Genomic DNA, 24,566 nt, shown 5'->3' with positions numbered 1-24,566 from the left:
TTACTTTTATATCTCAATGTTCATACAGCTATGCACGTTGCCGCATAGTGGATGAGGTGTATTACCTCTAAGAGTATGATTTTTACATAATAATATAATATTCTGTTCATAAATCAATGTTTCAACGTACAACAAGAACATTTTCATTGTGATTAAGATTTCTAGTATGTATATTAATAAATCTTGTTCTCAACTAAGTAATGAAAGTAATAATTGTTATAATAATGTTATTGTGTAGCAGTTACACAATGGCAAGCGAGCGAATAAGTCTAGTGGATAAAAAACTATCTCAAGGATATGTAGCTCCAGTGCTTACAGAAGATAGCGTTATTTTATCAGACAAGCACGGCGCTTTATATTCCTTTGATATTGATAACTCAAAGGCTATGAATTGGAAATTACACCTCTCACGTAGGAAAAAAATTGGTAACATGAGCCTATCGCATTATGAAAAAAATGTTTTCTTTATAGTGGATAACACTTTACACGCAATAGATGCAAAAACTGGCAAGATTGAGTGGGAAAAAGAATTGAGAGCTCCAGTAAGAGGGAAAGCAGCAGTAATAAATAATAAATTGGTAGTATTGACTATTGATAATTATCTGTACGTGTTTGATATAAAAGATGGCAGCTCCGTTTGGGCTTATCAAAACGGTATCAATGAGGTTCGAGGTTTGTATTCCATATCGCCAACAATTTCTAACGATAAAATAATAGCACCATTTTCAAATGGTGAGTTAATAGCTTTTAATGAAGACGGTAAAAAATTGTGGAGCCAAAAATTGGCTACAAACCTTTTGGATACACAGCTCACAGATGTAACTACTACACCGAGAGTGCTTGGCGATACTTTAATAGCTACAAACAATTCTTATATTTATGGTATTGACGTGAAATCAGGAAATATTTTGTGGTCAAAGTCACTGCAAGTAAAAAGTGTATCAGACATTGAGTCATATTATAGTCCTCTTATTCCTGTAGAGAAACAAAAAGAAGGCGGAAGAATTTTTATAGTAACTGAAGATAATAAAATAATCGGCCTGGATATAAAAAATGGAGAAACAGTCTGGGCATCTGATTTAATAGAAAATACGCAATTGTTTGCTCCAATTGTGCATGCCCATACACTGTGGGTGACAAGCAATAAAGGTTCAATGCTTGCTTTTCCTGGATCTGAAAGTGCAGGAAAGGTAATCAAAGTACCTGGTAATGTGTTTCACACTCCAGTGTTTACTCACGATAAAATATATGTAACAACTGAGGGAAATGGTGTTTATTCTTTAGAAAATAGGTTTGTTCTTTATGATTGATTATGACCTGATTGTTATAGGTGGTGGTCCAGGCGGTTATAAGTGTGCTATCGCTGCTGCAAAACTTGGATTGAAAGTTGTCTGCATAGATAAAAATAGCATTTTTGGTGGTACATGCTTGCGAGTTGGGTGCATACCTTCCAAAGCACTACTTCATTCTTCCTATCAGTATGCTCACACGAAAAATGATCTGTCGAAGCTTGGCATAAAAATTAAGGATGCAAGTTTCGATTTAAAAGAAATGCTAGGCTATAAGGACGCCAGAGTTCAGGAACTTGGAAAAGGTATAGAATATCTGTTTAACCTTCACAAAATCACTAAAATCAATGGACTTGGGAAAATTACTTCTTTTGACCAAGGTAATCTTGAAGTTTCAGTTGAAGATAAGGTGCTGAAGACAAAAAATATAGTAATTGCAACCGGTTCTGACGTTATTTCTTTGCCAGGAATTAATATCGATGAGAAAAGTATTATTTCATCAACTGGTGCATTGTCTTTAACTGAAGTACCAAAAAAACTTGTCGTAATCGGAGCCGGGGCAATAGGGCTTGAAATGTCTTCTGTATGGAGGAGGCTAGGGTCTGAAGTCACTGTAGTAGAATTTTTTGACAGAATCGCTGCAGCAATGGATGGAGAATTAAGTAAGTCTCTACTTTCTAGTCTACAAAAACAAGGAATAAAATTTTTACTTAGCACTAAAGTTGAGGGAATAAAACAAAGTAGTAACTCTTTGAGTGTGAAAGTTTGCTCTGTAAAAGATAATCAAACAAACACTATAGAGGCGGATAAGGTATTGGTGGCAGCAGGACGCAAACCATGCACTGAGAATCTTAGTATTGATGAAAAAATAGAAAAAGATAATCGCGGTTTCGTTCAAGTTAACAACAGATATGAAACTAATGTGAAAGGAATATTTGCTATTGGTGATGTGATTGGTGGAGCAATGCTTGCTCATAAAGCAGAGGAAGAAGGAGTGGCAGTTGCAGAGATAATAGCAGGACAGTCACCTCACGTTGATTATGAAATTATACCATCTGTCATTTACACTCACCCTGCGGTTTCTTCGATCGGTAAAGCCGAAGAGGAACTCAAAAATGCTGGCTATAAGTACAAAGTTGGTAAATGTCAATTTGCTGCAAACGGCAGAGCAAAAATCACTGATGATGCTGAAGGATTCGTGAAAGTGCTGACTTGTAGCAGAGCAGATACAATACTAGGTGTGCATATCATAGGAGCATACGCTGATACGCTAATCAACGAAGCAGCGGTTGCAATGGCATATGGCGCAGCAGCAGAGGATATATACAGAATTTGTCATTCTCATCCTGATATAAATGAAGCCTTTCGAGATGCGTGCATCGATGCTTTCTTTAAAAAATAATTGTGGACCTCGGTTCAATCATTGAAAAATGGTATGAGTGGCTGAGGTGCAACAGATCTTATTCACCAAACACTTTAGAGTCATACATGAGGGACTTGAAGGATCTTATAAGTTTCCTAAATACTCACATTGGTGGAGAAGTAAATGTTGGTACTCTGAAAAATTTAAGTATACCTGAGTTAAGAAGTTGGCTTACCTCTCGTTATGCAAGAGGTGTGAATGCAAGATCTAACGCTCGTGCATTGTCAGTAATCAGAAATTTCTTCAAGTACATAAAAAACAACTACAATATAGACAATGAAGCTGTATTTTCCTTATCAAGGCCAATTCAGAGAAGAACTCTGCCCAAAGCATTATCAATACCTGATATAAAAACTTTGGTGAAAGAAATGAAATTATCTGACTTGAGCGAACCTTGGGTGGTAAAAAGAGAAATTGCAATTATCGTCCTGCTATATGGTACAGGCTTAAGAATCAGTGAAGCGTTGAACCTTGGGGTTAGTGATATTAACAATGAAAGTTTAATAGTAACAGGTAAGGGAGATAAACAAAGGCAGGTATTCATTCTTCCGGTAGTAAAAAAGTGTATACAGGAATATGTAAAAGCCTGTCCTTATCTTGGCATTAATAATGAAACACAATATCTTTTTTTGGGAGTAAGAGGAAAAAAATTGGGAAGAACTTATGTGGCTAATCGTTTGCAGAAAATAAGGAGAATATTAAATCTGCCAGAAATCTTATCTCCACATGCATTTCGTCATAGTTTTGCTACTCATTTGCTTCAAGAAGATATTGACATAAGATCAATACAACAACTGCTTGGCCACTCAAGCCTGGAAACCACCCAGGTTTACACTCACCTCAATTATCAAGATGTTTTTAACATGTACAAAAATTTTCAGCAGGGCCTGGATAAGAAATCAAAACCCTTGTAACTTGAGGATTGTCGGTGGTACCACCAGGTCCTATATCTCGTTCATCCGCTTTACATAAATAATATCCTACTAAAAAAAGAACCAGTGCAACTGCTGTAAGACAAGCACCTATTACTAGATAATCGTATAAAATTGCTAAACCTACACAACCAGTCAATGCTCCAGATAATATAAAAAATGCATAAGCATAGTTGCTTTGTTTTTTACCAGGAGAAATTGCCTCCGAGGATTTTTCGTTTTTATTACTCAGACTTTTAGTACGGAGCAGTATATTTTCTGATGAAAGCCTATCTCTTTCTTCCCTTACTTGTTTCAAATCTCTTTCTAATTGTGAAATTTTGCTAGTTTCGCTCGTTTTTTCACGCACAACCTTATCCAGCTTTTGCTCTGTTTCTGCAAGTTGAGCTTTTGTCTTTTCAAGTTCATCTACAAGTTTTTGTGCAAACTCCTCAAAACCTGCTGGTATATTATTCGTATTTGCTACAGGTTGCTCTGCACTTGTAGGGAATTTTTCATTTAGATAATTTCTGATACGTTCAATACTTTCAAATGCAGCAGTAACAATTGCACGATTTATGAAACAATTATCCTCTACTAACTTTTCTACATCATCTAAATCTTTTCTATTAATAGCATCAGTTAATCGCTCTGTAATAGCTTGTTCAATTATTTTCTTCAACCGTGAATTTTGCTCTATAGCTCGTATTGGCTTTATTTGACTAAAATCTAGGTCTTTATGTTTTAAAAGTTTAATCAATACTTCTTCGTTATCTTGTGTTATTCCTTGTAAACATATTAAGCTCAGGGGTGTTTCTATTTCTCCATTTTGGTTTCTTTTCCAGCAATTAGGATTAAGCTCTTGAGCCAACAGTGTTTTTGCTCGGTTAATATTTCCATTAAAAAGAGCATCTAATAATTTTTTTCCTTTTTGTGCTTTTGTTATTTCCATTGTAAGATGCGAAAAGTCCTTTTTTTGTATTCGCCCTATTTTTTCAATATATTCCTTAGAAGTATAAAAAAAACATTGGTTGTACTCTGCATGTTCTATAAGATATGCTCTGGTACGATCATGTTCAGGCTCAAGATATTTATCCTGAAGAAGAAAAACTTTGTTTTTACTGTTTGTATTAATGCTAGGGTGTCTAAGTAACATCCGTATAAAATTCTTATTTTCCATGTGAAAGGCTAGATGTAGAGCTGTATTACATTTTTTAGTTTCTTGAGCATTAATATTTAAATTTTGATGTTGTAAAAGCAACATCATCATTTTTAAGCATATAGGGCTGTCATCACCATTCATGATAATAGTCATTAGTGGTGTATATCTCTCATCAAACGCATTAACATCCGCACCTTCTGCTAGAGCTTGTTTAAAATTCTCTAGGTTTTCATCATCAATAGCTTTAAATAACTGTTTTGTTGATTCACTTAGCTGTCTTAAAGTTGTCGAATTTCGAGCTTGCGATGCCGTGTTATCACCACCTCCATAAGCTCCATAATATGTTACACCGTTTCTATAAGGCATACTAAACCCTCTTTATTAATGATTTACTAATATAATTATGTAAAAAAAAAGGAAAATTGCAAGCGATTTATCTATAGCTAACCCAAGAAAGGTTTTCCTACGTCATACCGCGATTTATTCGCGGTATCTCAGCATAGATTCCGCTAACAAGTAGCGGAATGACGAATTTTTGTTTTTAAAATTATCGATGAACTTAAGTCACTTTAGCTATAAAATCCTAATTCTGAGTTAATTAATTATGACTCTAAAAACTTCTCTGCATCAAGTGCAGCCATGCACCCTGTTCCTGCGGCAACTACTGCCTGGCGATATACCTTATCTTGAACATCACCTGCAGCAAATACTCCTGCTTTACTAGTTAAAGTTGTTCCAGGTTTTGTAATTATGTAACCCTGTTCATCCATTTCAACAAAGCCTTTAAAAATACCTGTATTTGGTGCATGCCCAATTGCAATGAACACTCCATCGACTTTCAATTCTTGAGCTTCCGTTGATTTAACTATAATACCAGTAACTTTTTTCGGATTTTCTTCTCCAAGAATCTGCTCTACGGTATGGTTCCACATTACTTTTATTTTATCATTTTTAAAGAGCCTATCTTGCATTACCTTTTCCGCTCTCAATTTATCACGCCTGTGTATTAATATCACTTCTTTGGCAAATCGAGTTAAAAATATTGCTTCTTCAACAGCGGTATTTCCACCACCAATCACGGCTACAACTTTATTCCTAAAAAATGCACCATCACAAGTTGCACAAGCCGAAACTCCGTAACCTTGAAATTCCTTTTCACTCTTGAGACCAAGCCACTTCGCTTGCGCACCAGATGCAATTATAATTGCATCTGAATAGTAGTCATTAGTATTACCAGAAGATCTAAACCTATACTCATTAGAATCCTCAAGTTGTTCAACGCTTTTTATCTCATCATCTATTATTTTTGCTCCAACCTGTTCTGCATGCAACCTCATTTGCTCCATTAGTTCTGGACCCTGTATTGAAACAAAACCAGGATAGTTTTCAACATCTGTAGTAATTGTAAGCTGACCACCAGGCTGCATTCCCGTTACTACAATTGGCTCTAAGTTTGCACGTGCTGCATATATAGCAGCAGCATAACCCGCTGCTCCAGATCCAATAATAAGAACTTTTGTACTAAATCTATAATTCTTCACTGTATGAGTTTAGATAATCAGCTACTCCTTCATCGCTTGCCTGCATTGCTGGCTTACCTTTTTTCCACCCTGCTGGACATACTTCACCATGCTCCTCATTATGTTTAATTGCATCAATGATTCTAACGAATTCATCGATATTACGCCCTAAAGGCAAATCATTTATCGATTGATGACGTACAATAAATTTATCATCAATAACGAAAGTTGCTCTCAGCGCAATTGAGTCATCATATAAGACCCCATAGTCTCTTGATATAGACTTTTTGATATCAGACACTAAAGTGTAGCTAACCTCTCCAATACCACCATCATTAACTGGAGTGTTTCGCCATTTATAATGTGAAAATTTTGAATCTACACTTATTCCTATCACTTCAATACCACGCTTTGCAAACTCATTTATTCTATTATTGAGCGATATCAATTCAGTTGGGCAAACAAAAGTAAAATCAAGTGGATAGAAAAAAAGGACAGCATACTTATTTTTTATGTGCTTACTCAGACAGAAATCATCAACAATTTCTCCGCCGGAGAGAACAGCTGAAGCAGTAAAATCGATAGCAGATTTTGTTACAAGATTCATAATTGACCTATTCTTTTAAAACAACTCTAATTTTACACTTGATGAACTTATATGCAAGTTTTCTTTAGTTTTAGCCCTATAAAAACTTCCTAAAATAGCTCTTCTTTTTTACCGATAAGATACAATCCAGATTGGACACTGAGTTGGTGAGTATAAAATTCTACGTCATTCCACCATGAACCGTCATACCGCCGCGGTATCTCTAGATCCCGCTAACAAGCAGCGGGATCCAGGGTTTTGATTGGGTTGGTAAGCATAAAAGTATAGCTTCTACGTCATACCGTGATTTATTCACGGTATCTCACATAGATCCCGCTAACAAGCAGCGGGATGACGAGCTTATCGTCATTCCACCACGAACCGTCATACCGCCGCGGTATCTCTAGATCCCGCTAACAAGCAGCGGGATGACGATTGTCAGGCTAGCTGTCATCCCAGTTTGGAATCCAGGAAAAAGAATGGTGTCATCCCAGTGCCCAGACACTGGGATCCAGGAAACTTTGATTGTAAACTAATTTGGTAAGCATAAAAGTAAAACACAACGTTCTTGATTATGTTAAATTAAAAACTAGATCCCAGTGTCTGGGCACTGGGATGACATCCTTTCTAGTGTAATTTATTCGGGAGATTTGCTAAGCGGTAAGATTTTTCCTGATACGCTGCAATCGTTAGAAGCTAACTCCACAAATTTGTCTGTTAGTTTATCAGGTGACACCAATTCAGATCCAGGAAATGCCTGCTCACTACCCACAGGTCCTTTCGTGTATACAGCATTTACACATAATTTTGTATGTTTTGTCTCAGATGCATATATCTGCACCATTATTTCTAGTGCAACTTTACTTGCAGCATACGGCATCCAATATGGATAAGAGGAAGGAGAAAGTGTCACCTCTGAGGTCATGAATATCACTCTTCCAGCATTAGACTTCTTTAGCATTGGATCTAAGTTTTTTAGTAAGTACCAATTGGCAGTAAAATTTGTATTCATTACGTTCTGTAGCTCTTCAATCTCACAGTCGTGAATAGGGTTCAATTTGCCTAAAATTCCAGTACATGCAACTAATATATCAAGTGCTCCAGATTCTGATAATTTCAGGCTTTCTATCATGTTTGTCAGTATCTTTACATTCTCAAAGTCTAAAAGATCAAGCTGAATTAGTTTCACAGAGCCTTCTTTAAATTCTTCAAGCTCTTCAATTTCATTATATAGTGGCTTGAGATTATCAAGAGATCTTGAAATCAGAATTACACATGCACCTTCTTTTACAAATCTTTTTGCAACAGCAGAGCCTATTTCACCTGAAGCTCCGGTGATTAAAGCTACTTTACCTTCTAACTTACTCATTTCTTTCTCCTTAGCGAGATTCATTGAAATATTTTAGCTGAAAATTAAATTTTGCTCCATATATAAAAATCAAACTTAGCATATAAAAAAATAGTAATGACACTACCATACCACCTAAACTTCCATATATCAAATTCAGTTGATCAAAGGAAGCTTTTAAGTATTGCTTGAAAGCTGAAGCAGAAATTGTCCAAAGAATAACAGCCACACAAGATCCAGGAAAGACGTCTGATAAATTTTGTTTTATGTTTGGCAACATAAAATATAGCCAAGAGACTACTGTGAAAAGTACAAATTCAATGAGGAGATATTTAGTATAACTAATCCCCTGATAGGAAAAATCAATTAGCATTGGCACTAATGTAGAGAACACTATAGTTAGAGTTATAATAAGCGTGATCACTAAAAATTGTAGTATACTTAACAACCTTCTTAATATATAAGGTGGCGAAACCGGAACTTTATAAGCTTTGTTCAATATTGTTCTTAGCCCTTCAATTGTTGACGAGGCGGTCCAAACAGCGCCTACAATTGCTAAAGTTAGTAAGCTTTGCGGCGGGCCTGATATTATCTCTCTGATACGCGGCATCAAAGATGATAAAATATCCTGTGGCATGTTATCAATGATAAATACCCAGCCAATGTTATACTGGTCTAAGAAATTTGCGAATGTTGACGCCACAGCCATTAAAACGATGAGAAAAGGGAATATTGATAACAGGATTAAAAATGATAGATACCCTGCATGCTCCACTCCATCATTATGAATTGTGTCAATCAAAGCACGATAAAGGCAATAAACGATGCTGTAAAATTTCTGTAGCATGTAATATAAACGAACCAAGAAAAGTATTCTAAATGAAATAAAGGATACTTTTAAGCAAAAAATCCTCACCATTTACTTAAACTTAATCAATGTGATAGATAATCAAATATGAAACAGAAATTATAGGAGGCGTAATGAAAAATTTTCTTCTACTTGTAGCTTTAATTCTCTCCTTTGCATTTGATGCAAATGCTGATACTAGTCCTACTTTTGTTGATCAAAATGATACAACATCATTAGTGATATGCAAGATAATAGGCTATACTCATGGCATAGGTGGACCAATGATCACAATAGTGATAATTGGTGCAGCGTTGCTTGCAATATTCGGCAGAATGCCGTGGCCAGCGCTTTTTGCACTCGGTGCATTTACTGCTGTGTTTTTTGGCGCTCCTGTAGTCGTTTCAAAAATAACACCAAGCGGTGTGATTTGTAAAGACGGTGCAGTAGCGGTTCATCCATAGAAATTATTGGAGGCACAAAACGTAGTTTTCTTTACTTGAAAGTGGTAAGTTTTACCACTTTCAGTGTCTATGACTACCTAATAAATTCTCTTTCTGTAATCATATCAGTTAAAGTCTGGATTCCAGCGTCACGCGCTGGAATGACAAGGTTATCGTCATGCTGCCGCATACCGTCACGGTATCTCTAGATACCGGCTAACAAGCAGCGGGATGACGAAGTTATCGTCATGCCACCGCGAACCGTCATATCGCCGCAGACCGTCATACCGCGATTCATTCGCGGTATCTCTTAGCATAGATCCCGCTAACACGTAGCGGGATGACGATTGTCAAGGTGTCATCCGAGTAGCTTGACTACTTGGATCCAGAAAACTTAACTTTAAATAAGTGGCTGCATAATAAAGACTAGATTCCAGCGTCACGCGCTGGAATGACATCATAGGGGCTACTCGGATGACGAGAAAGGAGCACTGGGATGACACCTTCCTGCCCAGTTCATGTTAGCTATAAACATTAAGAAATTTACCAAACGAAAAAAAAGGCAAAAGAAGCCCTAGTCATTGTCTATTTTCAGTATTTGGCGTTTTTTAAGTCTTAAACACTGCAATTTAGCTGCTTTTAAATGCAACTCACCTTAGTTTAAATGTTTAAGAAATTTACTAAGCAGAAAAAAAGGCAAAAGAAACCCCGTGTTAGCTAGTTGTCACTCTCTAATCCTGCAAATTGGCGTACTATACTGTCTTAAACGACTTATAAGCGCGTTTCAGCTTATATAGGTAAAAACCCAGAAATGTTGTGAAGACATAAGGTGCACATAGTGCAAAAAATTAAAAATAAGACGCCAACCACGTTGTTTTCTTGCTGTTTAATCTGCACAGATGAAGATAACTGAATACCTTCAGTTTCATGATAAGGGGGCTGGCAGAGTTTGTCAAGTGATTTTTGTCTCTCCATGCTACTTGGGTGACACCAACAGTTGTATTTTATATTATCTTTTTGCTCTACTAGCACTCAAGTTTCCTATTTAAAATTTTTAATATTAAATTCAATTCATTTGGATTATTATACCGTATCATAACTTTACCCTTAGAATTACTGTCATTAATTTTGATCTTTAAACCAAGTTGAGAAGATATAGCACCTTCTAGTGCTGCCATATCTTGATTTTTGGTATATCTCTGCTCTTTTTGGTTGTTACTTTGATGTAAGTCTTTTATCAATTTTTCAGTTTGCCTAACGCTTAAGCCTTGGGAAATTATTTTTTCTGCAATACTTTCCGCATTTTCAACATTAATCAACGCTCTTGCATGGCCCATAGATAGCTTTTTTTCGTTGATCATTGTTTTTACTCCATCAGGAAGTGACAACATCCGAATCATATTGGTTATGTGACTGCGGCTTTTGCCTATAGTTGAAGCTAATTCTTCATGTGTATAGGAAAACTCATCTATCAGTCTCTTATACGCTTCACCTTCTTCTATTGGATTAATATCTTGCCTTTGTATGTTTTCAATAATGGATACTTCCAAGCATTCCTTGTCGCTCAGATCTTTTATGATAACGGGTGCACTATCAAGATTTGCAATCTTGCTTGCTCGCCAACGACGTTCCCCAGCTATTATTTCGTAACCATCATCATTTGAATCTTTGCGTACCACGATAGGCTGTATAATGCCACTTTTCTTTATCGAATTTGCAAGTTCTCTTAATGACTCCTCGTCAAAATGTTTCCTCGGTTGAAATTTGCTTGGGTGCAGTAATGAAATAGGCAAATACTCTTGTCGATCTTCTTTATTATCATAATTATCGCCTATGAGGCCGGCAAGACCTCTGCCGAGGCGTCTATCATCCTTCATACCACGCCCTCACTCACTAGCTTCTTCTCCTTACAACTGCTCGCGTGCTTTTTTAAAATTTCCCTTGCCAAACTTATATATGCTTGTGCACCAGGACACTTAAGATCATACACAATAGCGGGTTTTCCATGAGAAGGCGCTTCTGATAACCGTACGTTACGTGGAATAACAGTCTCATACAATGGGATGATAGTTTTGTATACTTTATCATTTAAATACTGGCAAATATCGTTTTTAATCTGTTCACTGAGTTTGTTGCGCCTGTCATACATTGTTAACACGATCCCTTCTATTGCCAAAAAAGGGTTTAGGTTATTCCTTTTTATCAGTTCTACAGTTTTAACTAAATGGCTTAATCCTTCCAGAGCAAAAAACTCACACTGAAGAGGAACAATAATAGAATTAGCAGCAGTCAAAGCATTTATGGTTAGAAGCCCAAGTGATGGAGGGCAATCGATGATTATATACTCATAATTATCGCGTATCTTCTCTAATGCGCTTTTTAGCACAAATTTTCCTCGCTCAAGTTGCGATAATTCAATTTCTGCAGCTGACAGATCAACTACTGACGAAATTAGTGATAAATTTGGAATTTCCTTTATATTGAAAATTGCCGATTCTATCAATTTATTTTCTCTGCTCAGTAGTATTTTGTATATATTTTTTTCTTCCCTACTACGATAAGAAATCCCGAGTCCGGTGCTAGCATTTCCTTGAGGATCAAGATCTACCAATAAAGTGCTTTTTCCCACAGCAGCAAAGGCTGTCGATAAATTTATACTAGTTGTGGTTTTGCCAACTCCACCCTTTTGATTTACTATTGCAATAATCTTGCTCACGCCTTTTATCTTATGTATAAAATAATTCTATTGTATATATGCAAGAAACTTTTGCATTAGAAAATTTTTTTGTTGCTAATCACACTAAAATTAGACTGTCTTTTTTGCTTTGTGTAACACACTTTGAACCTTGTTTCCTAATTCATTCAGAGTGAATGGTTTTGGCAAAAAGTGAAAATCTTCTATATTGATGTCATCACTCTTTAAAAAAGCATCTTCTGCATACCCAGAAATAAAAATAACGTTGATATTTGGCCTATGGATCAATGCTTCTTTAACTATTTCTGGACCACTCACCTCTGGCATGATTACATCAGTGATTATTAGATCTATGTGTTGATTTTTTTTACTGATTATTTCTAGCGCCTCGCTGCCTATGCTCGCTTCTATTACATCAAATCCTTTTCTTTTGAGTGCTTTAGAGATGAATTCCCTTACTGAATTTTCATCTTCAATCAATAAAATTATACCATTACCTTTAATTTCACTTACTACCGGTCTTTCTATTTCTTCACTATCTTCCTCTATCAGATTTTCATCTGATATGTAAACCATGGGCAAAAATATGCTAAATTTAGTTCCATGATTTACTTTGCTAGCAACATAGATGTATCCTTCAGTTTGTTTAATAATGCCATATACAGTAGAGAGGCCAAGACCTGTACCAGAGGTAATATCTTTGGTAGAAAAAAATGGGTCAAATGCCTTTTCAATTGTATCACTTGTCATTCCACATCCAGTATCAATTACTTCAATCACAACATAATTTCCATGTTCGATCGTTTCCTTGTCTGGAGAAAACATGTCCTGAGATGTAGAATTTAATGAGTCAATCTTTTGATTAAAGGTTCGTATAGTTAATTCTCCGCCCTTTTCCATAGCAGCACTAGCATTGACTGCTAAGTTAAGTATAACTTGCTCTAATTGCCCTTGATCAGCCCTAACAGCACCCAAGTCTCTACCATAATAAATATTAAACTTTATATTTTCACCTATTAATCTTTTTATCATTTCATAAAGATTAGCTATAGTACTATTTACATCAATAATTTTTGGCTGCAAGGTCTGTCTTCTTGAAAAAGCAAGCAATTGTCTTACTAAATTTGATCCACGCTTTGCATTTTGCTGTATCTGTATTATATCTCCAAAAGATGGATCACCAGCTGAATGTTGGAGTAAAAGCAAATCGCAAAATCCTATTATCCCAGTCAATATATTGTTGAAATCATGCGCAATACCACCTGCTAACTGCCCTATAGCTTGCATCTTTTGATAATGCTCAAGCTTTATCTCTAGGTTTTTGTGTTCAGTATTGTCAATAAAATAACAAAGTATGAAGATCATTTTATTATGAAGAAACTTATTGAAATATATTTTTATGTTATTATCGCCGTTGAGCTGTACATCAAAGGACGCATTATTTATTCTATTACTCGAAAAATATTCACGTATTTTCACATGATAACTATCTAATATCAATGTAAAGATTGAATTATTATCTGACCCTGCAAGCTTTATTAGTGCCGTATTTTTCTTTACAAAGTTGCCGTTTATGTCACATTGTGCAATAGCAATTGATGAATTTGCAAAACAAGGGTGTAATTGATAATCAACAATATTTGATTCGGTTGGTGTTATAAAGCCATATATATAGCTATGGTTGTATTTATCACAAAATATAGCAGTGCTCATATAAGCCTTGAATGGAATACCACTTATAGTAAAAAACAAAATTTCATTATCGGTTGTTGTATTGTTATATTTAGATTGAGATATAAAATCACTGATTGAGCTACCTTTTTCCAGTTTTTTCAGTTCAAATATATCTAAAAATCTTTTATTTACAGATAAAATCACCCCTTTGGCATTTGCAATGTAAGTTCCTATACTGTGTTTTTCTATTAACTCTTCATATATCTGCTCCTTGTTTATCTGTGTTGCTTTTAACACAAAATACCCATCTGGCCTTGCTATTGGCACTAATGATAAATTTAAAATCTTATTACTATTTATAGCAATTTGGGGATTATCTGGTATCGGCTCAAAGAGCAAAAGAAAGTTAGATACTCTATTCTTCTTGTTTAAGGAAATGCATACTTGTACAGAAGAGTTATTTTTTAGTGCATGATAGAGTACTTTTTTGTCTTCTTCTGAAACATCTCCTATTTCAAAAATCTTGCCTAACGTAATGTCATCATCTATATGATCTTTAAACCTTTCGTAGAACCTTGCATCAGCATAAATAATACCCTCATCTCTATGTAAAATAAGGCAAAATTCTGTATTATGATTTAGTGCATTTGCAAATATTGCATTTTGAAATTCTATAGTATTAAGTAGGTGTCTGTAGCGTTTTACATTATATATCATAAAGAGAGTTGTTAGAATGCTCACTAATAAATTAATCTCTATATTAATATGCTGACTATATATATCAAAAAAGTAGAGTATCGATATTGCTACTGGAGGTAAGAGCATAATAACTGCCATCACAACAATTGACATTCCATAATTTCTTAGTATGAAGTCAACCCTGTTCTCTTTCTTGTTATCTATGTATCTTTTATTCATTATTGCTATTTGGCATTGTTGTATATACGAAAATGTTTTATTATATTGATTTAATTATTATAGATTTATTAACGTCTTTGATAGATAATTATCATCCAAATCTAATTAAGTTCCTTAAATATCAGATATAACAATGTTAATAAGCTAGCAAGAGGACATTATGGAAAAACAAAAAACACAAGCATTTAAGTGGTTCTGTGCACTAAGAGATAAGATCATAGAATCTTTCTTATTAATTGAAAAACAATCATCCACAGAGCCAAAGATTGAAAAAAGAAAGTGGGATCGCCCAGGTGGTGGAGGTGGTGAATCTACAATTATTTTTGGCAATGTTTTTGAAAAAGTTGGAGTAAACGTTTCAAAAGTACACGGAAAATTTGCAGATTCAGCCATTAATGAAATTCCTGGTGCAAGTGAAAGTAACGGAGAGTTTTGGGCAAGCGGTACATCTTTAGTGTCTCATATGCAATCGCCCCTTATCCCTGCAGCACATATGAACACAAGGCTGATATATACTTCAAAACAATGGTTTGGTGGAGGGATGGATTTTACGCCAATATATAAAAATGAAGAAGATTGCAAGTATATTCATGAATCAATCAAAATGACATGTGATAGATTTGACACCGGATATTATCCAAAATTTAAAGAGCAATGTGACAACTATTTTTTCTTACCACATAGAAAAGAGCCGCGTGGCATTGGTGGTATTTTCTATGATAATCTGAGTTCTGGCAATTGGAGAAATGATTTTGAGTTCACAAAAGCAGTAGGTGAAGCCTTTTTGGAAATTTATTTGCACATCATACGTAAACATATACAAAAATCTTGGACAAAAGAACAACGAGAAAATCAATTAATAAAACGTGGCAGATATGTAGAATTCAATCTGTTATACGATCGTGGCACAAGGTTTGGTTTAATGACTGACGGCAATCCAGATGCAATTATGATGTCAATGCCACCACTTGTTAAGTGGTTATAGAGAGCTGCTATTAGCAGAAAATAAATCATCATAGTTTAAAGTTGTACCATGATAGTGAGCTTTTATATAGGGGGTATAATCATGGGTATAATAGATAATTTTTTAATTAAATCTGTCAAAAACAATGACATAAAAGGTGTTAAACTGACTCTAAGTCTCTACAATGCACTAAAAGGCTGGCTTTAGTGTAGAAGAAATAAAGCAGAAATATGAGCGTAGAGATTCTGGCTACGATTCTGGCTATGATTCCGATACAAAAGTTGAACAACAATTAGAATTAGGATCTAAAACTCCTAAATCTGAAATAAATTCAGTGAATATTAAATATGGAATAGAGAAAGACGTTTGCGCCATAAAATAATTGACTTTATGTGCATAATCAATATAACTTGAGTTAATTCGCATTGACTCTTTCGTCTAGTGGTTAGGACACCACCCTTTCACGGTGGTAACACGGGTTCAAATCCCGTAAGAGTCACTCAAGTAGAATATAATTAAAGTTTTGAATGGGAAAAATTAGGCTTTATTTTGAAGAAGCTTTATCACAAGGCGTGAGTTTAGCACTTAATCCACAACAAAGTCACTATATTTGCAATGTAATGCGGCTTAAGAAGTATGATAATCTCTCTCTTTTTAATGGAAAGGATGGAGAATGGTTAGGAGAAGTAGTTAATATATCGCGTAAATTAACAAAAGTTACACTCAAAGAATGCACTAAACAACAGCAATATGAGGAAAATTTATACTTATATTGTGCCATGGTAAAAAGTGGTGCTTTAGGCAACATAGTAAGACAGGCAACTGAAATGGGAGTAACCTGCATTCAATTTATTTCAACGGAACGTACAGTAGTAAAAAACATTAACCTAAGTAGAGCAAAATTACAGGCAATCGAAGCTGCGGAACAATCCGGTAGGATGAGTATACCAGAGATTTTGCCTCCTATTAACTTTTGTGAGTTACCTGATTCCCAGAGTAAAAATTTTGTTTTATGTGATGAAACAGGTAAAGCTGATAAAGTGCTGAAAGGTAAGAAAAATGTTGCTATTATTGTTGGCCCTGAAGGTGGTTTTTCATCTTATGAACTTGATCTTGCCGATAAGTTTTGTCAAAAATTGAGTCTAGGAAAAAGAATTTTAAGGGTCGATACTGCTGTGGTTGCTGCACTAACTTTCACCAATTGGTGTAGCTAGATTTTTAAATATGGCTAAGGTTTGGGCCATAGAGAAATCTGATTCAGTGTTGCACGCGCTAACTGTACAAACTCTATAGGTCGCCTGCGAAGCAGTTTGCTACTAAAGAGGAGCTAATAAAAAACATATTCTAAAATAATATTAAATCTTATATTATATTTTTTCTAAAATAAACAAATGAATCTTGCATTTTGCCTGAGTTATTGATACTCTGAGTAAAGAAGTCGGGGCGTAGCGCAGCCTGGTAGCGCATTTGGTTTGGGACCAAAGGGTCGGGAGTTCAAATCTCTCCGCCCCGATGCTAGCAGAAGTTTTAACGCTTTTAATAGTTAGAGCTTTTAAAGGCATTTCGTTCATATTGCAGTTTAACGCTCAAGTTTATAAAATAATTGACAATGTTAATTTTCTAATTTATAAATAAATTTTGAAATGATTACCGAAGGAGGTATAGAGTTTGATTGAAGTATCAGTCCATTATGGTGATGTAGACAGAGCTCTTCCAGTATTGAAAAAAACAATTCAAAAGGAAGGAAGAGGGTTGAAAATGAAAAAACAATATCATGAAAAAAAATCAGAAAAAAGAGCTAAAAAGAAAGCTGAAGCGAGAAAAAAGAGGCACCAGCAAGAATGCAGAAGGCAGCGTTACGGTTGGTAATTTTTTAATAGTTTATCATTGGTTGTTTTATGAATATTCACGAATATCAAGCAAAAGAGATTTTGCATAAATTTAATGTCTCGGTGCCAAAAGGTTTTGTCACTATATCTGCAGAAGGAGTAAAGACTCAAGTAAGTCAATTAAAATCTGACGTGTTTGTGGTTAAAGCTCAAATTCATGCAGGTGGTAGGGGTAAAGCCGGTGGCGTAAAGCTAGCAAAGTCAGCTGAAGAAGCTCAACAGTTTGTAAAAGACATGATTGGTATGACTTTAGTTACTCATCAAACAGGGCCAAGCGGGCAGCAAGTAAGAAGAGTATATATTGAAGAAGGCTCAAGCATTAAGAAAGAGTATTACTTAAGCCTGGTAATTGACCCGAAGCTCAGTAGGCCAATATTCATATTTTCCTCAGAAGGTGGAATGGACATCGAAGAAGTGGCGAAAAATTCTCCCGCAAAAATTGTGAAATTTGATATTGATCTTGCTACAAGTTTTGATAGCAGCAAGTTAAGCAGCAGTTTTAATTTGAGTTCAGAACAAATAGAAAAAATAACAAATGTTGCAAAAAATATATATGATGCGTTTATTGCAACTGATGCGAGCCAAATTGAAATTAATCCACTGGTTGAAACAAGTTCTGGAGATTTTATTGCGCTCGATGCGAAAATTAATTTTGATGACAATGCTTTATATCGTCACCCAGAAATTATGGAACTTCGTGATTATGATGAAGAAGTGAAAGAAGAGATAGAGGCTTCAAAGTATGGGCTCAGTTACATCAAAATGGATGGCAGTATTGGTTGCATGGTAAATGGTGCAGGTCTTGCTATGGCAACAATGGATATAATAAAATACTACGGAGCAGAGCCTGCTAACTTTTTGGATGTTGGTGGTGGAGCGAGTAAAGAAACTGTAACTGAAGCATTTAAAATCATATTGTCTGATAGCAACGTAAGAGGAATTTTGGTTAACATATTTGGTGGTATAATGCGTTGCGATATTATCGCAAGTGGAATTGTTGCGGCTGTAAAAGAAATGAGCATTAAAGTTCCTCTAGTGGTTAGATTATCAGGCACTAATTTCGAAGAAGGAAAAAGAATTTTAGAAGAGTCAGGATTAAATATTATTGCTGCAGATGAACTGGGCGATGCTGCGCAGAAAATAGTACAAGAGGTGAAATAGAGTATGTCCGTTTTAGTAAACAAAGATACAAGGTTAATATGCCAGGGTTTTACTGGTGCGCAAGGTACATTTCATTCAGAGCAAGCAGTTAGCTACGGAACAAAAATGGTTGGTGGTGTAACTCCTGGCAAGGGTGGTAGCACTCACCTTAACTTACCAGTTTTTAATACTGTAGCAGAAGCCAAAGAAAAAACTGATGCGAATGCCACGGTAATATATGTACCTGCTAAGTTTGCAGCTAATGCAATACTTGAAGCAATAGATGCAGAGATAGAGCTAATAGTTTGCATTACAGAGGGCATTCCTATACTTGACATGGTAAAGGTGAAGCATGCTCTTGCTCGTTCAAAAAGTCGATTGATTGGTCCTAACTGCCCGGGAATTATTACGCCCGAAGAGTGCAAAATAGGGATTATGCCTGGCCATATCCATAAGCGTGGACATATAGGGATTATGTCTCGTTCTGGAACTTTAACTTACGAGGCAGTAGCACAAACGACCGCTGTTGGTCTTGGTCAATCCACGTGTATCGGAATTGGGGGGATCCAGTTCATGGTATGACATTTGTCGACTGTATGGAGCTCTTTTTAAAAGATGACGATACTCATGGTATTGTAGTTATTGGTGAAATAGGTGGAAACGAAGAAGAAGATGTATCACATTTTGTGAAAACAGAAAAAACTAAAAAGCCAATCGTTGGTTTTGTAGCAGGTCAAACAGCACCTCCAGGAAGACGTATGGGACACGCTGGAGCAATCATCTCTTCCAGTGGTGGAAGTGCTGGTGCAAAACTAGAAGTTATGCGGAGCGCCGGGATTGCAATTGCTGAAACCCCTGCAGTGATTGGTAAGAAGGTATTGGAAGTAATGCATTAGTGCCTAATCTAAAACGCAGCTGTACGAACGTTGTGATTTGAGGAGCAGTTTCTGCTAGAAAGGGTGTCACTCAAGTAGCTGACACTGGTTCACTCTATAATGGTGTCATCCGAGTAGCTTGACTACTTGGATCCAGGAAAGTTTGCTTGTAAGCAAGCAAACTGATTTGGTGAGTATAAAAGTATAGCTAACGCTGACTCTACGTCATACCGCGATTCATTCGCGGTATCTCATCCGCTAACACGTAGCGGGATACTTGACCTTTACAGGGATGACGGTTGTCGGTAGGCCTAAATTACTTTAGTCATAAATATTAAGAAATTTACCAAACAAAAAAAAGGCAAAAGAAGCCCCATGGTTGGCTAGTTATTTATATGTACTTCAAAATATTGGCGTTTTTTATTCTAAACGCTGCAATTTAGCTGCTTTTAAATGCGACTAACCTAAATTATAAACGTTAAGAAATTTACTGAGCGGAAAAAAAGGCAAAGAAACCCTAGGGTAGCTAGTATTCAAATTCTCCCTTGTCTATTTGACGTCTTTTACTGTCTTAAACGCTTTATAAGCGCGTTTCAGCTTATATAGGTAGAAACCTAGAAGTTTTATAAAGACATGAGGTGCACATAGTGCAAAAATTAAGCATGATTTACGCCAAATACATTAAGTTTTTTGTCATTAATCCACTGCAGAGATTGCGAAGATAAATAAATAGCTTCAGTGTTATGATAAGGGGGCTGGCGGAGTTTGTAAAGTAATTTTTTGTAGCTCTCATGGTTTTTGGATTCTAACTAACGTCACGCGCTGGAATAACACCCTTGGTGGTAACAACTAAAGAAAAATATCAACTAGGTTTATAATCTATCACTACCGTGTTTGCAATTTTGTCATGAAAAGCTTGTTTATGTTCATCATCTACTGCACATACTAAAACTAGGATTAGTATAGCTAAAAGTAAAATAGGATTATAAAGCGATATACAGTAAATTATGAAAAAAGCGATGGTTCTTTATTATTGCTTGTATTAGAGTGATCTGCTCAAGTGTATCTTTGTCTCTTACACGCATGCTAAATAACAAGTGCCCTAGAGTGCCGCCAAATTTTACTAGCATGAATATATGAAATATACATGGTATCATTAAAAATAAAGAAAATACAATCGTGGTGATTACAATTATTGCACCCATGATCCCTTGTATTACGTGTGTAAGTGAGAAACCTACCGCCATTAAAGCAAATGGTATTGCGATAAATAAAATACAATCAACTATAAATGCTAGAATACGCCTTGTCATTTTTGAGTAGTTTACGTTTTTATCCATACACTGCCTATAAAGAAAAATATCAACTAGGTTTATAGTCTATTACCACTGTTTTTGCAATTTTATCATAAAAGGTCTGTTTACGTTGGTCAAATATTGCAAACATTAAAACTAAAGTTAGTATAATAAAAAGGCATCCAGAAACATAGCCAGGCAGAAGATAAGACAGAAAATTATAAATAACCCAAATGCCTTCCCTAAAAATGTATCTTATTGTTGCTTGCATTAGAGTAACGTTTTTAAATGTATTTGCATCTTTTATACGTACGCCGCACAGTAGTCTTCCTGGAGTGCAACCGTACTTCGTTATTGTTAATATATTAAATACTATATATGTTATAAGCAGTGTTGCCATAAGGATTATCCTATGGGTAGATATATCATCTACATCGTAATTTAGAAAAAGGAGTGAAACAAGTGCTATTATCATCCATAAAACACCGTCGATCGCACATGCTGAAACTCGCCTCAGAATCCCTGCATAACTTACTTTAGTATCCATACTCTGCCCATGTTCTACTGTGACATAACTAGTATAAAAATATGTTATTAAATAACCGTAAATATACTAATTTGGATAATACTAGCTACTTGTGCCACTCTGTTATTTGAATTAATATTAAATCATTTATAACTAGGAAAGTTATGTCAACACCAATCACAGTTGCATATGGTGATGGTATCGGACCAGAAATCATGGAAGCGGTGCTGTCGATATTGCGCAAAGCGGAAGCAAAAATCTCAATAGATATTATTGAAATAGGTGAGCGTGTTTATAGTAAGGAATGGTCTCACGGAATTTCTCCAAGTGGTTGGGAATCAATTGAAAGGACAAAAATATTATTAAAATCTCCAACAACAACTCCTCAAGGTAAAGGCCACAAGAGCTTAAATGTTGCACTCAGAAAAAATCTAGGGTTGTATGCAAATATCAGACCATGCGTTTCATATCATCCTGTTATAGAAAATAAATTCGATAAGTTTGATATCGTAGTGATACGCGAAAATGAAGAGGACGTTTACACCGGAATAGAGCATAGGCTCACTGGTGATTCTTACCAATGCACTAAAATTATTACTAGATCTGGCTCAGAGAAGATATGCAGGTATGCTTTTGAATACGCGAAAAAACACAACAGAAAAAAAGTAACTTGCCTGACTAAAGACAACATAATGAAAATGACTGACGGAACTTTCCATGCAGCGTTTGATCGCATTGCAAAGGAATACCAGGACATAAAGGCAGAACATTATATAGTTGATATTGGAATGGCACGTGTTGCCACAGAACCGGAGAATTTCGATGTTATAGTAACTGAAAATCTATATGGCGACATATTATCAGACATAGTGGCACAAACCTCTGGATCTGTGGGACTCGCTGGAAGTAGCAATATAGGTAATGAATATGCGATGTTTGAAGCGGTTCATGGTTCTGCTCCTGATATTGCAGGAAAAAACATAGCTAATCCTTCTGGTCTTTTAAATGCTGCAGTGCATATGCTAATTTACATAGGTCAAGTGGGTACTGCAAAACTAATCTACGATGCATGGCTGAAGACTTTAGAGGATGGAATACACACTGCCGATTTGTATAAGGAGAAAAGAAGTAAACAGAAAGTTGGTACAAAAGAATTTGCAGAAGCTGTTATAGATAATCTAGGAAAGAAACCTGCAACATTACCTGAGCTTATAATTAGCAGTGGTTCAGATAGTAAAATAAATAAAGTACAAGACAATTACGAACAAGATTACAAAGTTAAAAAGCTAGTGGGTAGTGATATAACGCTTGCTTGGGACAAATCCAGCAATTTTGATCAAATAGTAGGATTAAATAATCTGCAAATGATAGCAATATACTCAAAAGGACTGGCAATTTGGCCAAGAAGCTCAAAATCTTCAAGCGATCAAATAACCTGTAGGTTTATCGCAAATAATGAAAAGAAAACTATTACAAATATTGATGTGAATAACTTGCTAATCAAACTCGAAGAAAATAGCTTTGACGTGGTGAGAATGGATAAGTTGTATTTATATGATGGGAAAGAGGGGTTCTTTTCTTAATTCTTTAAAAGAGGTGTGATAAATGAAATGGATTCAAAAAAAGTAGAATTGATATTTGAAAAGTTTCAACAATCAAATCCTATACCGAAAATAGAGCTAAATTATACCAATCATTTTACGTTATTAGTTGCAATAGTTCTATCAGCGCGGACAACCGATGTCAGTGTTAATAAAATTACAAAGGAGCTATTTAGTATCGCTGATACGCCAGAAAAAATGCTGAGCTTTGGACAAAATGAGCTGAAAAAATGCATAAGCAGTATTGGTTTATATAATTCCAAAGCAAAAAACATAATCGGGCTCAGCAAAATATTGATTGAGCAGTACAATAGCAAAGTGCCTACTGATTTCGATGATTTGGTATCTTTACCAGGGGTTGGGAGAAAGAGCGCTAATGTGTTCTTAAATTCAGGACTTGGTATTCCAACATTGGCAGTTGATACTCATGTTTTTAGAGTAAGCAATAGACTTGGACTTGTGAGAGAAAAAGATGTGTTTAAAACAGAGCAATCTCTTTTAAATGTAGTTCCAAAAGAATACCTGCTTTATGCTCATCACTGGCTAGTTTTGCATGGTAGATATGTTTGCAAAGCGCAAAAGCCTTCGTGTGAAACGTGTATAATTCATGATTTGTGTGAGTTTGAATGCAAAAGGTATAAAGTCTAGCACACTATGATCCCTTTCTTGTCACTCCGATATTCCTTCCTTTTATCATCCGAGTAGCTGACGCTGGGATCCAGGTTGCTCATAAGCAAACTATAGTATTTTCAAAAGCGAATGATAAAGGTATAATATGTTTTTTTAAAGTAGGGAAAGCGATGGTATATAGTGTAGATTTAAGGGAAAAAGCAGTGTCTTTGGTAGAAAAAGGAAAGTCAAAGGTTGAAGTTGCAGAGGTTTTTGAGATAGAAACTATATAGATGGCTAAAAAAGAAAGCTACTGGCCAAGGTCTCAAAGCGGTAAAAAGTACTGGTTTTATTCGGAAAATAGACCCAAAAATACTTGTAGACTATGTTAAAAAACACCCAGATCACACACTAGCAGAAATGAAACAAAACCTTGGCTTTGGAATAAGTGCAATTTGGTATAGGTTAAAACAGCTAAAAATAACCTTAAAAAAAGTCACATTCTATCAAGAGCGCAATCAAGAAGATAGGCAGCAATTTATCGATAAAGTCTCAAAAATAGACCACTGTAGCATTTTATATATAGATGAAGCAGGAGTTGATAATAGACTATACCGAGAATATGCATGAGCTCCAAGAGGAGAAAAAATATATGCTGATGTTCCAGGAAAAAAGTGGGAAAGAGTGAGTATAATAGGTGGATGGATTGAAAAGAAGTTTATTACACCAATGACCTTCACAGGAGGGTGTAATAAAGATGTATTTAATGTATGGTTAGAGCGAACCACAATTGCAGGGAGTGTTAAATAAACTGTGTCAAACCGAAAAAAAAGTAATAAATTGATATAAAA

At 35.6% G+C, this 24,566-nt stretch carries 24 protein-coding genes, 2 tRNA genes and 2 pseudogenes; 16 read left to right on the top strand and 12 right to left on the bottom strand.

Going from position 1 to position 24,566, the window contains the following annotated elements:
- The first annotated feature begins 200 nt into the window (after window positions 1–200).
- The 3 genes from NMD99_RS03055 to NMD99_RS03045 are packed head-to-tail and all read left to right on the top strand — an operon-like array spanning window position 201 to window position 3,626.
- On the top strand, window positions 201–1,310 hold the full coding sequence (locus tag NMD99_RS03055; RefSeq protein ID WP_309166755.1) for an outer membrane protein assembly factor BamB family protein: 1,110 nt from the start codon (window positions 201–203) through the stop codon (window positions 1,308–1,310).
- Window positions 1,303–2,691, top strand: a complete 1,389-nt coding sequence (gene lpdA, locus NMD99_RS03050; RefSeq protein ID WP_253309340.1) for a dihydrolipoyl dehydrogenase — start codon at window positions 1,303–1,305, stop codon at window positions 2,689–2,691. The genes NMD99_RS03055 and lpdA overlap by 8 nt, the downstream gene beginning before the upstream one ends.
- Window positions 2,692–2,693: 2 nt before the next feature.
- The gene (locus NMD99_RS03045; RefSeq protein ID WP_309166754.1) at window positions 2,694–3,626 is read left to right on the top strand and encodes a tyrosine recombinase XerC; all 933 of its coding nucleotides are present in this window, start codon (window positions 2,694–2,696) and stop codon (window positions 3,624–3,626) included.
- Here NMD99_RS03045 and NMD99_RS03040 read toward each other — a convergent pair.
- The 5 genes from NMD99_RS03040 to NMD99_RS03020 form a co-directional block, all read right to left on the bottom strand.
- Window positions 3,571–5,151: an ankyrin repeat domain-containing protein gene (locus NMD99_RS03040; protein WP_309166752.1), complete on the bottom strand. Its 1,581-nt coding sequence runs from the start codon at window positions 5,149–5,151 to the stop codon at window positions 3,571–3,573. The genes NMD99_RS03045 and NMD99_RS03040 overlap by 56 nt on opposite strands.
- A gap of 236 nt (window positions 5,152–5,387) precedes the next feature.
- On the bottom strand, window positions 5,388–6,326 hold the full coding sequence (trxB, locus tag NMD99_RS03035) for a thioredoxin-disulfide reductase (RefSeq protein WP_264687975.1): 939 nt from the start codon (window positions 6,324–6,326) through the stop codon (window positions 5,388–5,390).
- Window positions 6,313–6,912 (bottom strand): peroxiredoxin, encoded by a 600-nt coding sequence (locus tag NMD99_RS03030; RefSeq protein WP_253309335.1) that lies wholly within the window; start codon window positions 6,910–6,912, stop codon window positions 6,313–6,315. The genes trxB and NMD99_RS03030 overlap by 14 nt, the downstream gene beginning before the upstream one ends.
- 616 nt (window positions 6,913–7,528) lie before the next feature.
- On the bottom strand, window positions 7,529–8,284 hold the full coding sequence (locus NMD99_RS03025; RefSeq protein ID WP_264687976.1) for an SDR family oxidoreductase: 756 nt from the start codon (window positions 8,282–8,284) through the stop codon (window positions 7,529–7,531).
- Window positions 8,271–9,086, bottom strand: coding sequence for a YihY/virulence factor BrkB family protein (locus NMD99_RS03020; protein WP_253309333.1), 816 nt, complete (start codon window positions 9,084–9,086; stop codon window positions 8,271–8,273). The genes NMD99_RS03025 and NMD99_RS03020 overlap by 14 nt, the downstream gene beginning before the upstream one ends.
- A gap of 134 nt (window positions 9,087–9,220) precedes the next feature.
- On the opposite strand from NMD99_RS03020, the gene NMD99_RS03015 reads away from it, so the two are divergent.
- Window positions 9,221–9,550, top strand: coding sequence for a TrbC/VirB2 family protein (locus tag NMD99_RS03015; protein WP_264687977.1), 330 nt, complete (start codon window positions 9,221–9,223; stop codon window positions 9,548–9,550).
- 173 nt (window positions 9,551–9,723) lie between these two features.
- Here NMD99_RS03015 and NMD99_RS03010 read toward each other — a convergent pair whose 3' ends face one another.
- The 5 genes from NMD99_RS03010 to NMD99_RS02990 form a co-directional block, all read right to left on the bottom strand.
- Window positions 9,724–9,861, bottom strand: coding sequence for a hypothetical protein (locus tag NMD99_RS03010; protein WP_309166748.1), 138 nt, complete (start codon window positions 9,859–9,861; stop codon window positions 9,724–9,726).
- Window positions 9,862–9,879: 18 nt separating this feature from the next.
- Window positions 9,880–10,032, bottom strand: coding sequence for a hypothetical protein (locus NMD99_RS03005; protein ID WP_264687978.1), 153 nt, complete (start codon window positions 10,030–10,032; stop codon window positions 9,880–9,882).
- Window positions 10,033–10,554: 522 nt separating this feature from the next.
- Entirely contained in the window at window positions 10,555–11,406 is an 852-nt protein-coding gene (locus tag NMD99_RS03000; RefSeq protein ID WP_264731549.1) for a ParB/RepB/Spo0J family partition protein, read from the bottom strand.
- Complete coding sequence (locus NMD99_RS02995) at window positions 11,403–12,245, bottom strand: ParA family protein (RefSeq protein WP_264687980.1); 843 nt, start codon at window positions 12,243–12,245, stop codon at window positions 11,403–11,405. The genes NMD99_RS03000 and NMD99_RS02995 overlap by 4 nt, the downstream gene beginning before the upstream one ends.
- A gap of 90 nt (window positions 12,246–12,335) precedes the next feature.
- Window positions 12,336–14,816, bottom strand: coding sequence for an ATP-binding protein (locus NMD99_RS02990; protein WP_253309329.1), 2,481 nt, complete (start codon window positions 14,814–14,816; stop codon window positions 12,336–12,338).
- A gap of 160 nt (window positions 14,817–14,976) precedes the next feature.
- Here NMD99_RS02990 and hemF point away from each other — a divergent pair, with 160 nt between their 5' ends.
- The 7 genes and pseudogenes from hemF to sucD all read left to right on the top strand — a co-directional run bounded on the left by hemF (window position 14,977) and on the right by sucD (window position 19,705).
- Window positions 14,977–15,801: an oxygen-dependent coproporphyrinogen oxidase gene (gene hemF / locus NMD99_RS02985; RefSeq protein WP_253309328.1), complete on the top strand. Its 825-nt coding sequence runs from the start codon at window positions 14,977–14,979 to the stop codon at window positions 15,799–15,801.
- A 406-nt stretch (window positions 15,802–16,207) separates the two neighbouring features.
- Window positions 16,208–16,279 (top strand) — tRNA-Glu (locus NMD99_RS02980).
- A 28-nt stretch (window positions 16,280–16,307) separates the two neighbouring features.
- Window positions 16,308–16,994 (top strand): 16S rRNA (uracil(1498)-N(3))-methyltransferase, encoded by a 687-nt coding sequence (locus NMD99_RS02975; RefSeq protein WP_264687982.1) that lies wholly within the window; start codon window positions 16,308–16,310, stop codon window positions 16,992–16,994.
- A gap of 225 nt (window positions 16,995–17,219) precedes the next feature.
- Window positions 17,220–17,293, top strand: a tRNA-Pro gene (locus NMD99_RS02970).
- A gap of 155 nt (window positions 17,294–17,448) precedes the next feature.
- A complete protein-coding gene (rpsU, locus tag NMD99_RS02965) occupies window positions 17,449–17,649 on the top strand; it encodes a 30S ribosomal protein S21 (protein ID WP_064125049.1) in 201 nt (66 codons plus the stop codon).
- A gap of 29 nt (window positions 17,650–17,678) precedes the next feature.
- Entirely contained in the window at window positions 17,679–18,830 is a 1,152-nt protein-coding gene (sucC, locus tag NMD99_RS02960) for an ADP-forming succinate--CoA ligase subunit beta (RefSeq protein WP_264687983.1), read from the top strand.
- Window positions 18,831–18,833: 3 nt separating this feature from the next.
- Window positions 18,834–19,705: pseudogene (gene sucD, locus NMD99_RS02955) on the top strand (succinate--CoA ligase subunit alpha).
- A 962-nt stretch (window positions 19,706–20,667) separates the two neighbouring features.
- On the opposite strand, the gene NMD99_RS02950 reads toward sucD, so the two are convergent.
- Both NMD99_RS02950 and NMD99_RS02945 read right to left on the bottom strand, forming a co-directional pair.
- Window positions 20,668–21,024: an RDD family protein gene (locus NMD99_RS02950; protein WP_309166743.1), complete on the bottom strand. Its 357-nt coding sequence runs from the start codon at window positions 21,022–21,024 to the stop codon at window positions 20,668–20,670.
- A gap of 22 nt (window positions 21,025–21,046) precedes the next feature.
- Window positions 21,047–21,526, bottom strand: coding sequence for an RDD family protein (locus NMD99_RS02945; protein WP_264687985.1), 480 nt, complete (start codon window positions 21,524–21,526; stop codon window positions 21,047–21,049).
- A gap of 143 nt (window positions 21,527–21,669) precedes the next feature.
- On the opposite strand from NMD99_RS02945, the gene icd reads away from it, so the two are divergent.
- The 5 genes and pseudogenes from icd to NMD99_RS02920 all read left to right on the top strand — a co-directional run bounded on the left by icd (window position 21,670) and on the right by NMD99_RS02920 (window position 24,525).
- A complete protein-coding gene (gene icd, locus NMD99_RS02940) occupies window positions 21,670–23,088 on the top strand; it encodes an isocitrate dehydrogenase (protein ID WP_253309322.1) in 1,419 nt (472 codons plus the stop codon).
- A 27-nt stretch (window positions 23,089–23,115) separates the two neighbouring features.
- Window positions 23,116–23,754, top strand: coding sequence for an endonuclease III (gene nth, locus NMD99_RS02935; protein WP_253309321.1), 639 nt, complete (start codon window positions 23,116–23,118; stop codon window positions 23,752–23,754).
- Window positions 23,755–23,906: 152 nt separating this feature from the next.
- Entirely contained in the window at window positions 23,907–24,008 is a 102-nt protein-coding gene (locus NMD99_RS02930; RefSeq protein ID WP_253309320.1) for an IS630 transposase-related protein, read from the top strand.
- A 52-nt stretch (window positions 24,009–24,060) separates the two neighbouring features.
- A pseudogene (locus NMD99_RS02925) lies at window positions 24,061–24,345 on the top strand (IS630 transposase-related protein); the annotation flags it as partial.
- Window positions 24,346–24,399: 54 nt separating this feature from the next.
- Entirely contained in the window at window positions 24,400–24,525 is a 126-nt protein-coding gene (locus NMD99_RS02920) for a hypothetical protein (protein ID WP_264687987.1), read from the top strand.
- The last annotated feature ends 41 nt before the right edge of the window (window positions 24,526–24,566 follow it).

The organism is Wolbachia endosymbiont of Listronotus oregonensis (genome assembly GCF_031205055.1).
Lineage (GTDB): Bacteria > Pseudomonadota > Alphaproteobacteria > Rickettsiales > Anaplasmataceae > Wolbachia.
The sequence above is the reverse complement of the archived record's forward strand: the minus strand, read 5'-3'. Positions and strand labels throughout refer to the sequence as shown.

What these genes read in the sequence shown, in the direction of transcription:
- lpdA (WP_253309340.1), top strand. Translation starts at nt 1,303, where the DNA reads ATGATTGATTATGACCTGATTGTTATAGGTGGTGGTCCAGGCGGTTAT.
- icd (WP_253309322.1), top strand. Translation starts at nt 21,670, where the DNA reads ATGTCAACACCAATCACAGTTGCATATGGTGATGGTATCGGACCAGAA.
- NMD99_RS02945 (WP_264687985.1), bottom strand. Translation starts at nt 21,526, where the DNA reads ATGGATACTAAAGTAAGTTATGCAGGGATTCTGAGGCGAGTTTCAGCA.
- NMD99_RS03040 (WP_309166752.1), bottom strand. Translation starts at nt 5,151, where the DNA reads ATGCCTTATAGAAACGGTGTAACATATTATGGAGCTTATGGAGGTGGT.
- NMD99_RS03015 (WP_264687977.1), top strand. Translation starts at nt 9,221, where the DNA reads ATGAAAAATTTTCTTCTACTTGTAGCTTTAATTCTCTCCTTTGCATTT.
- NMD99_RS03000 (WP_264731549.1), bottom strand. Translation starts at nt 11,406, where the DNA reads ATGAAGGATGATAGACGCCTCGGCAGAGGTCTTGCCGGCCTCATAGGC.
- NMD99_RS03030 (WP_253309335.1), bottom strand. Translation starts at nt 6,912, where the DNA reads ATGAATCTTGTAACAAAATCTGCTATCGATTTTACTGCTTCAGCTGTT.
- sucC (WP_264687983.1), top strand. Translation starts at nt 17,679, where the DNA reads ATGAATATTCACGAATATCAAGCAAAAGAGATTTTGCATAAATTTAAT.
- NMD99_RS03025 (WP_264687976.1), bottom strand. Translation starts at nt 8,284, where the DNA reads ATGAATCTCGCTAAGGAGAAAGAAATGAGTAAGTTAGAAGGTAAAGTA.
- NMD99_RS02930 (WP_253309320.1), top strand. Translation starts at nt 23,907, where the DNA reads ATGGTATATAGTGTAGATTTAAGGGAAAAAGCAGTGTCTTTGGTAGAA.
- hemF (WP_253309328.1), top strand. Translation starts at nt 14,977, where the DNA reads ATGGAAAAACAAAAAACACAAGCATTTAAGTGGTTCTGTGCACTAAGA.
- NMD99_RS02975 (WP_264687982.1), top strand. Translation starts at nt 16,308, where the DNA reads ATGGGAAAAATTAGGCTTTATTTTGAAGAAGCTTTATCACAAGGCGTG.
- NMD99_RS02990 (WP_253309329.1), bottom strand. Translation starts at nt 14,816, where the DNA reads ATGAATAAAAGATACATAGATAACAAGAAAGAGAACAGGGTTGACTTC.
- NMD99_RS02950 (WP_309166743.1), bottom strand. Translation starts at nt 21,024, where the DNA reads ATGGATAAAAACGTAAACTACTCAAAAATGACAAGGCGTATTCTAGCA.
- NMD99_RS03020 (WP_253309333.1), bottom strand. Translation starts at nt 9,086, where the DNA reads ATGCTACAGAAATTTTACAGCATCGTTTATTGCCTTTATCGTGCTTTG.
- nth (WP_253309321.1), top strand. Translation starts at nt 23,116, where the DNA reads ATGGATTCAAAAAAAGTAGAATTGATATTTGAAAAGTTTCAACAATCA.
- NMD99_RS03055 (WP_309166755.1), top strand. Translation starts at nt 201, where the DNA reads ATGAAAGTAATAATTGTTATAATAATGTTATTGTGTAGCAGTTACACA.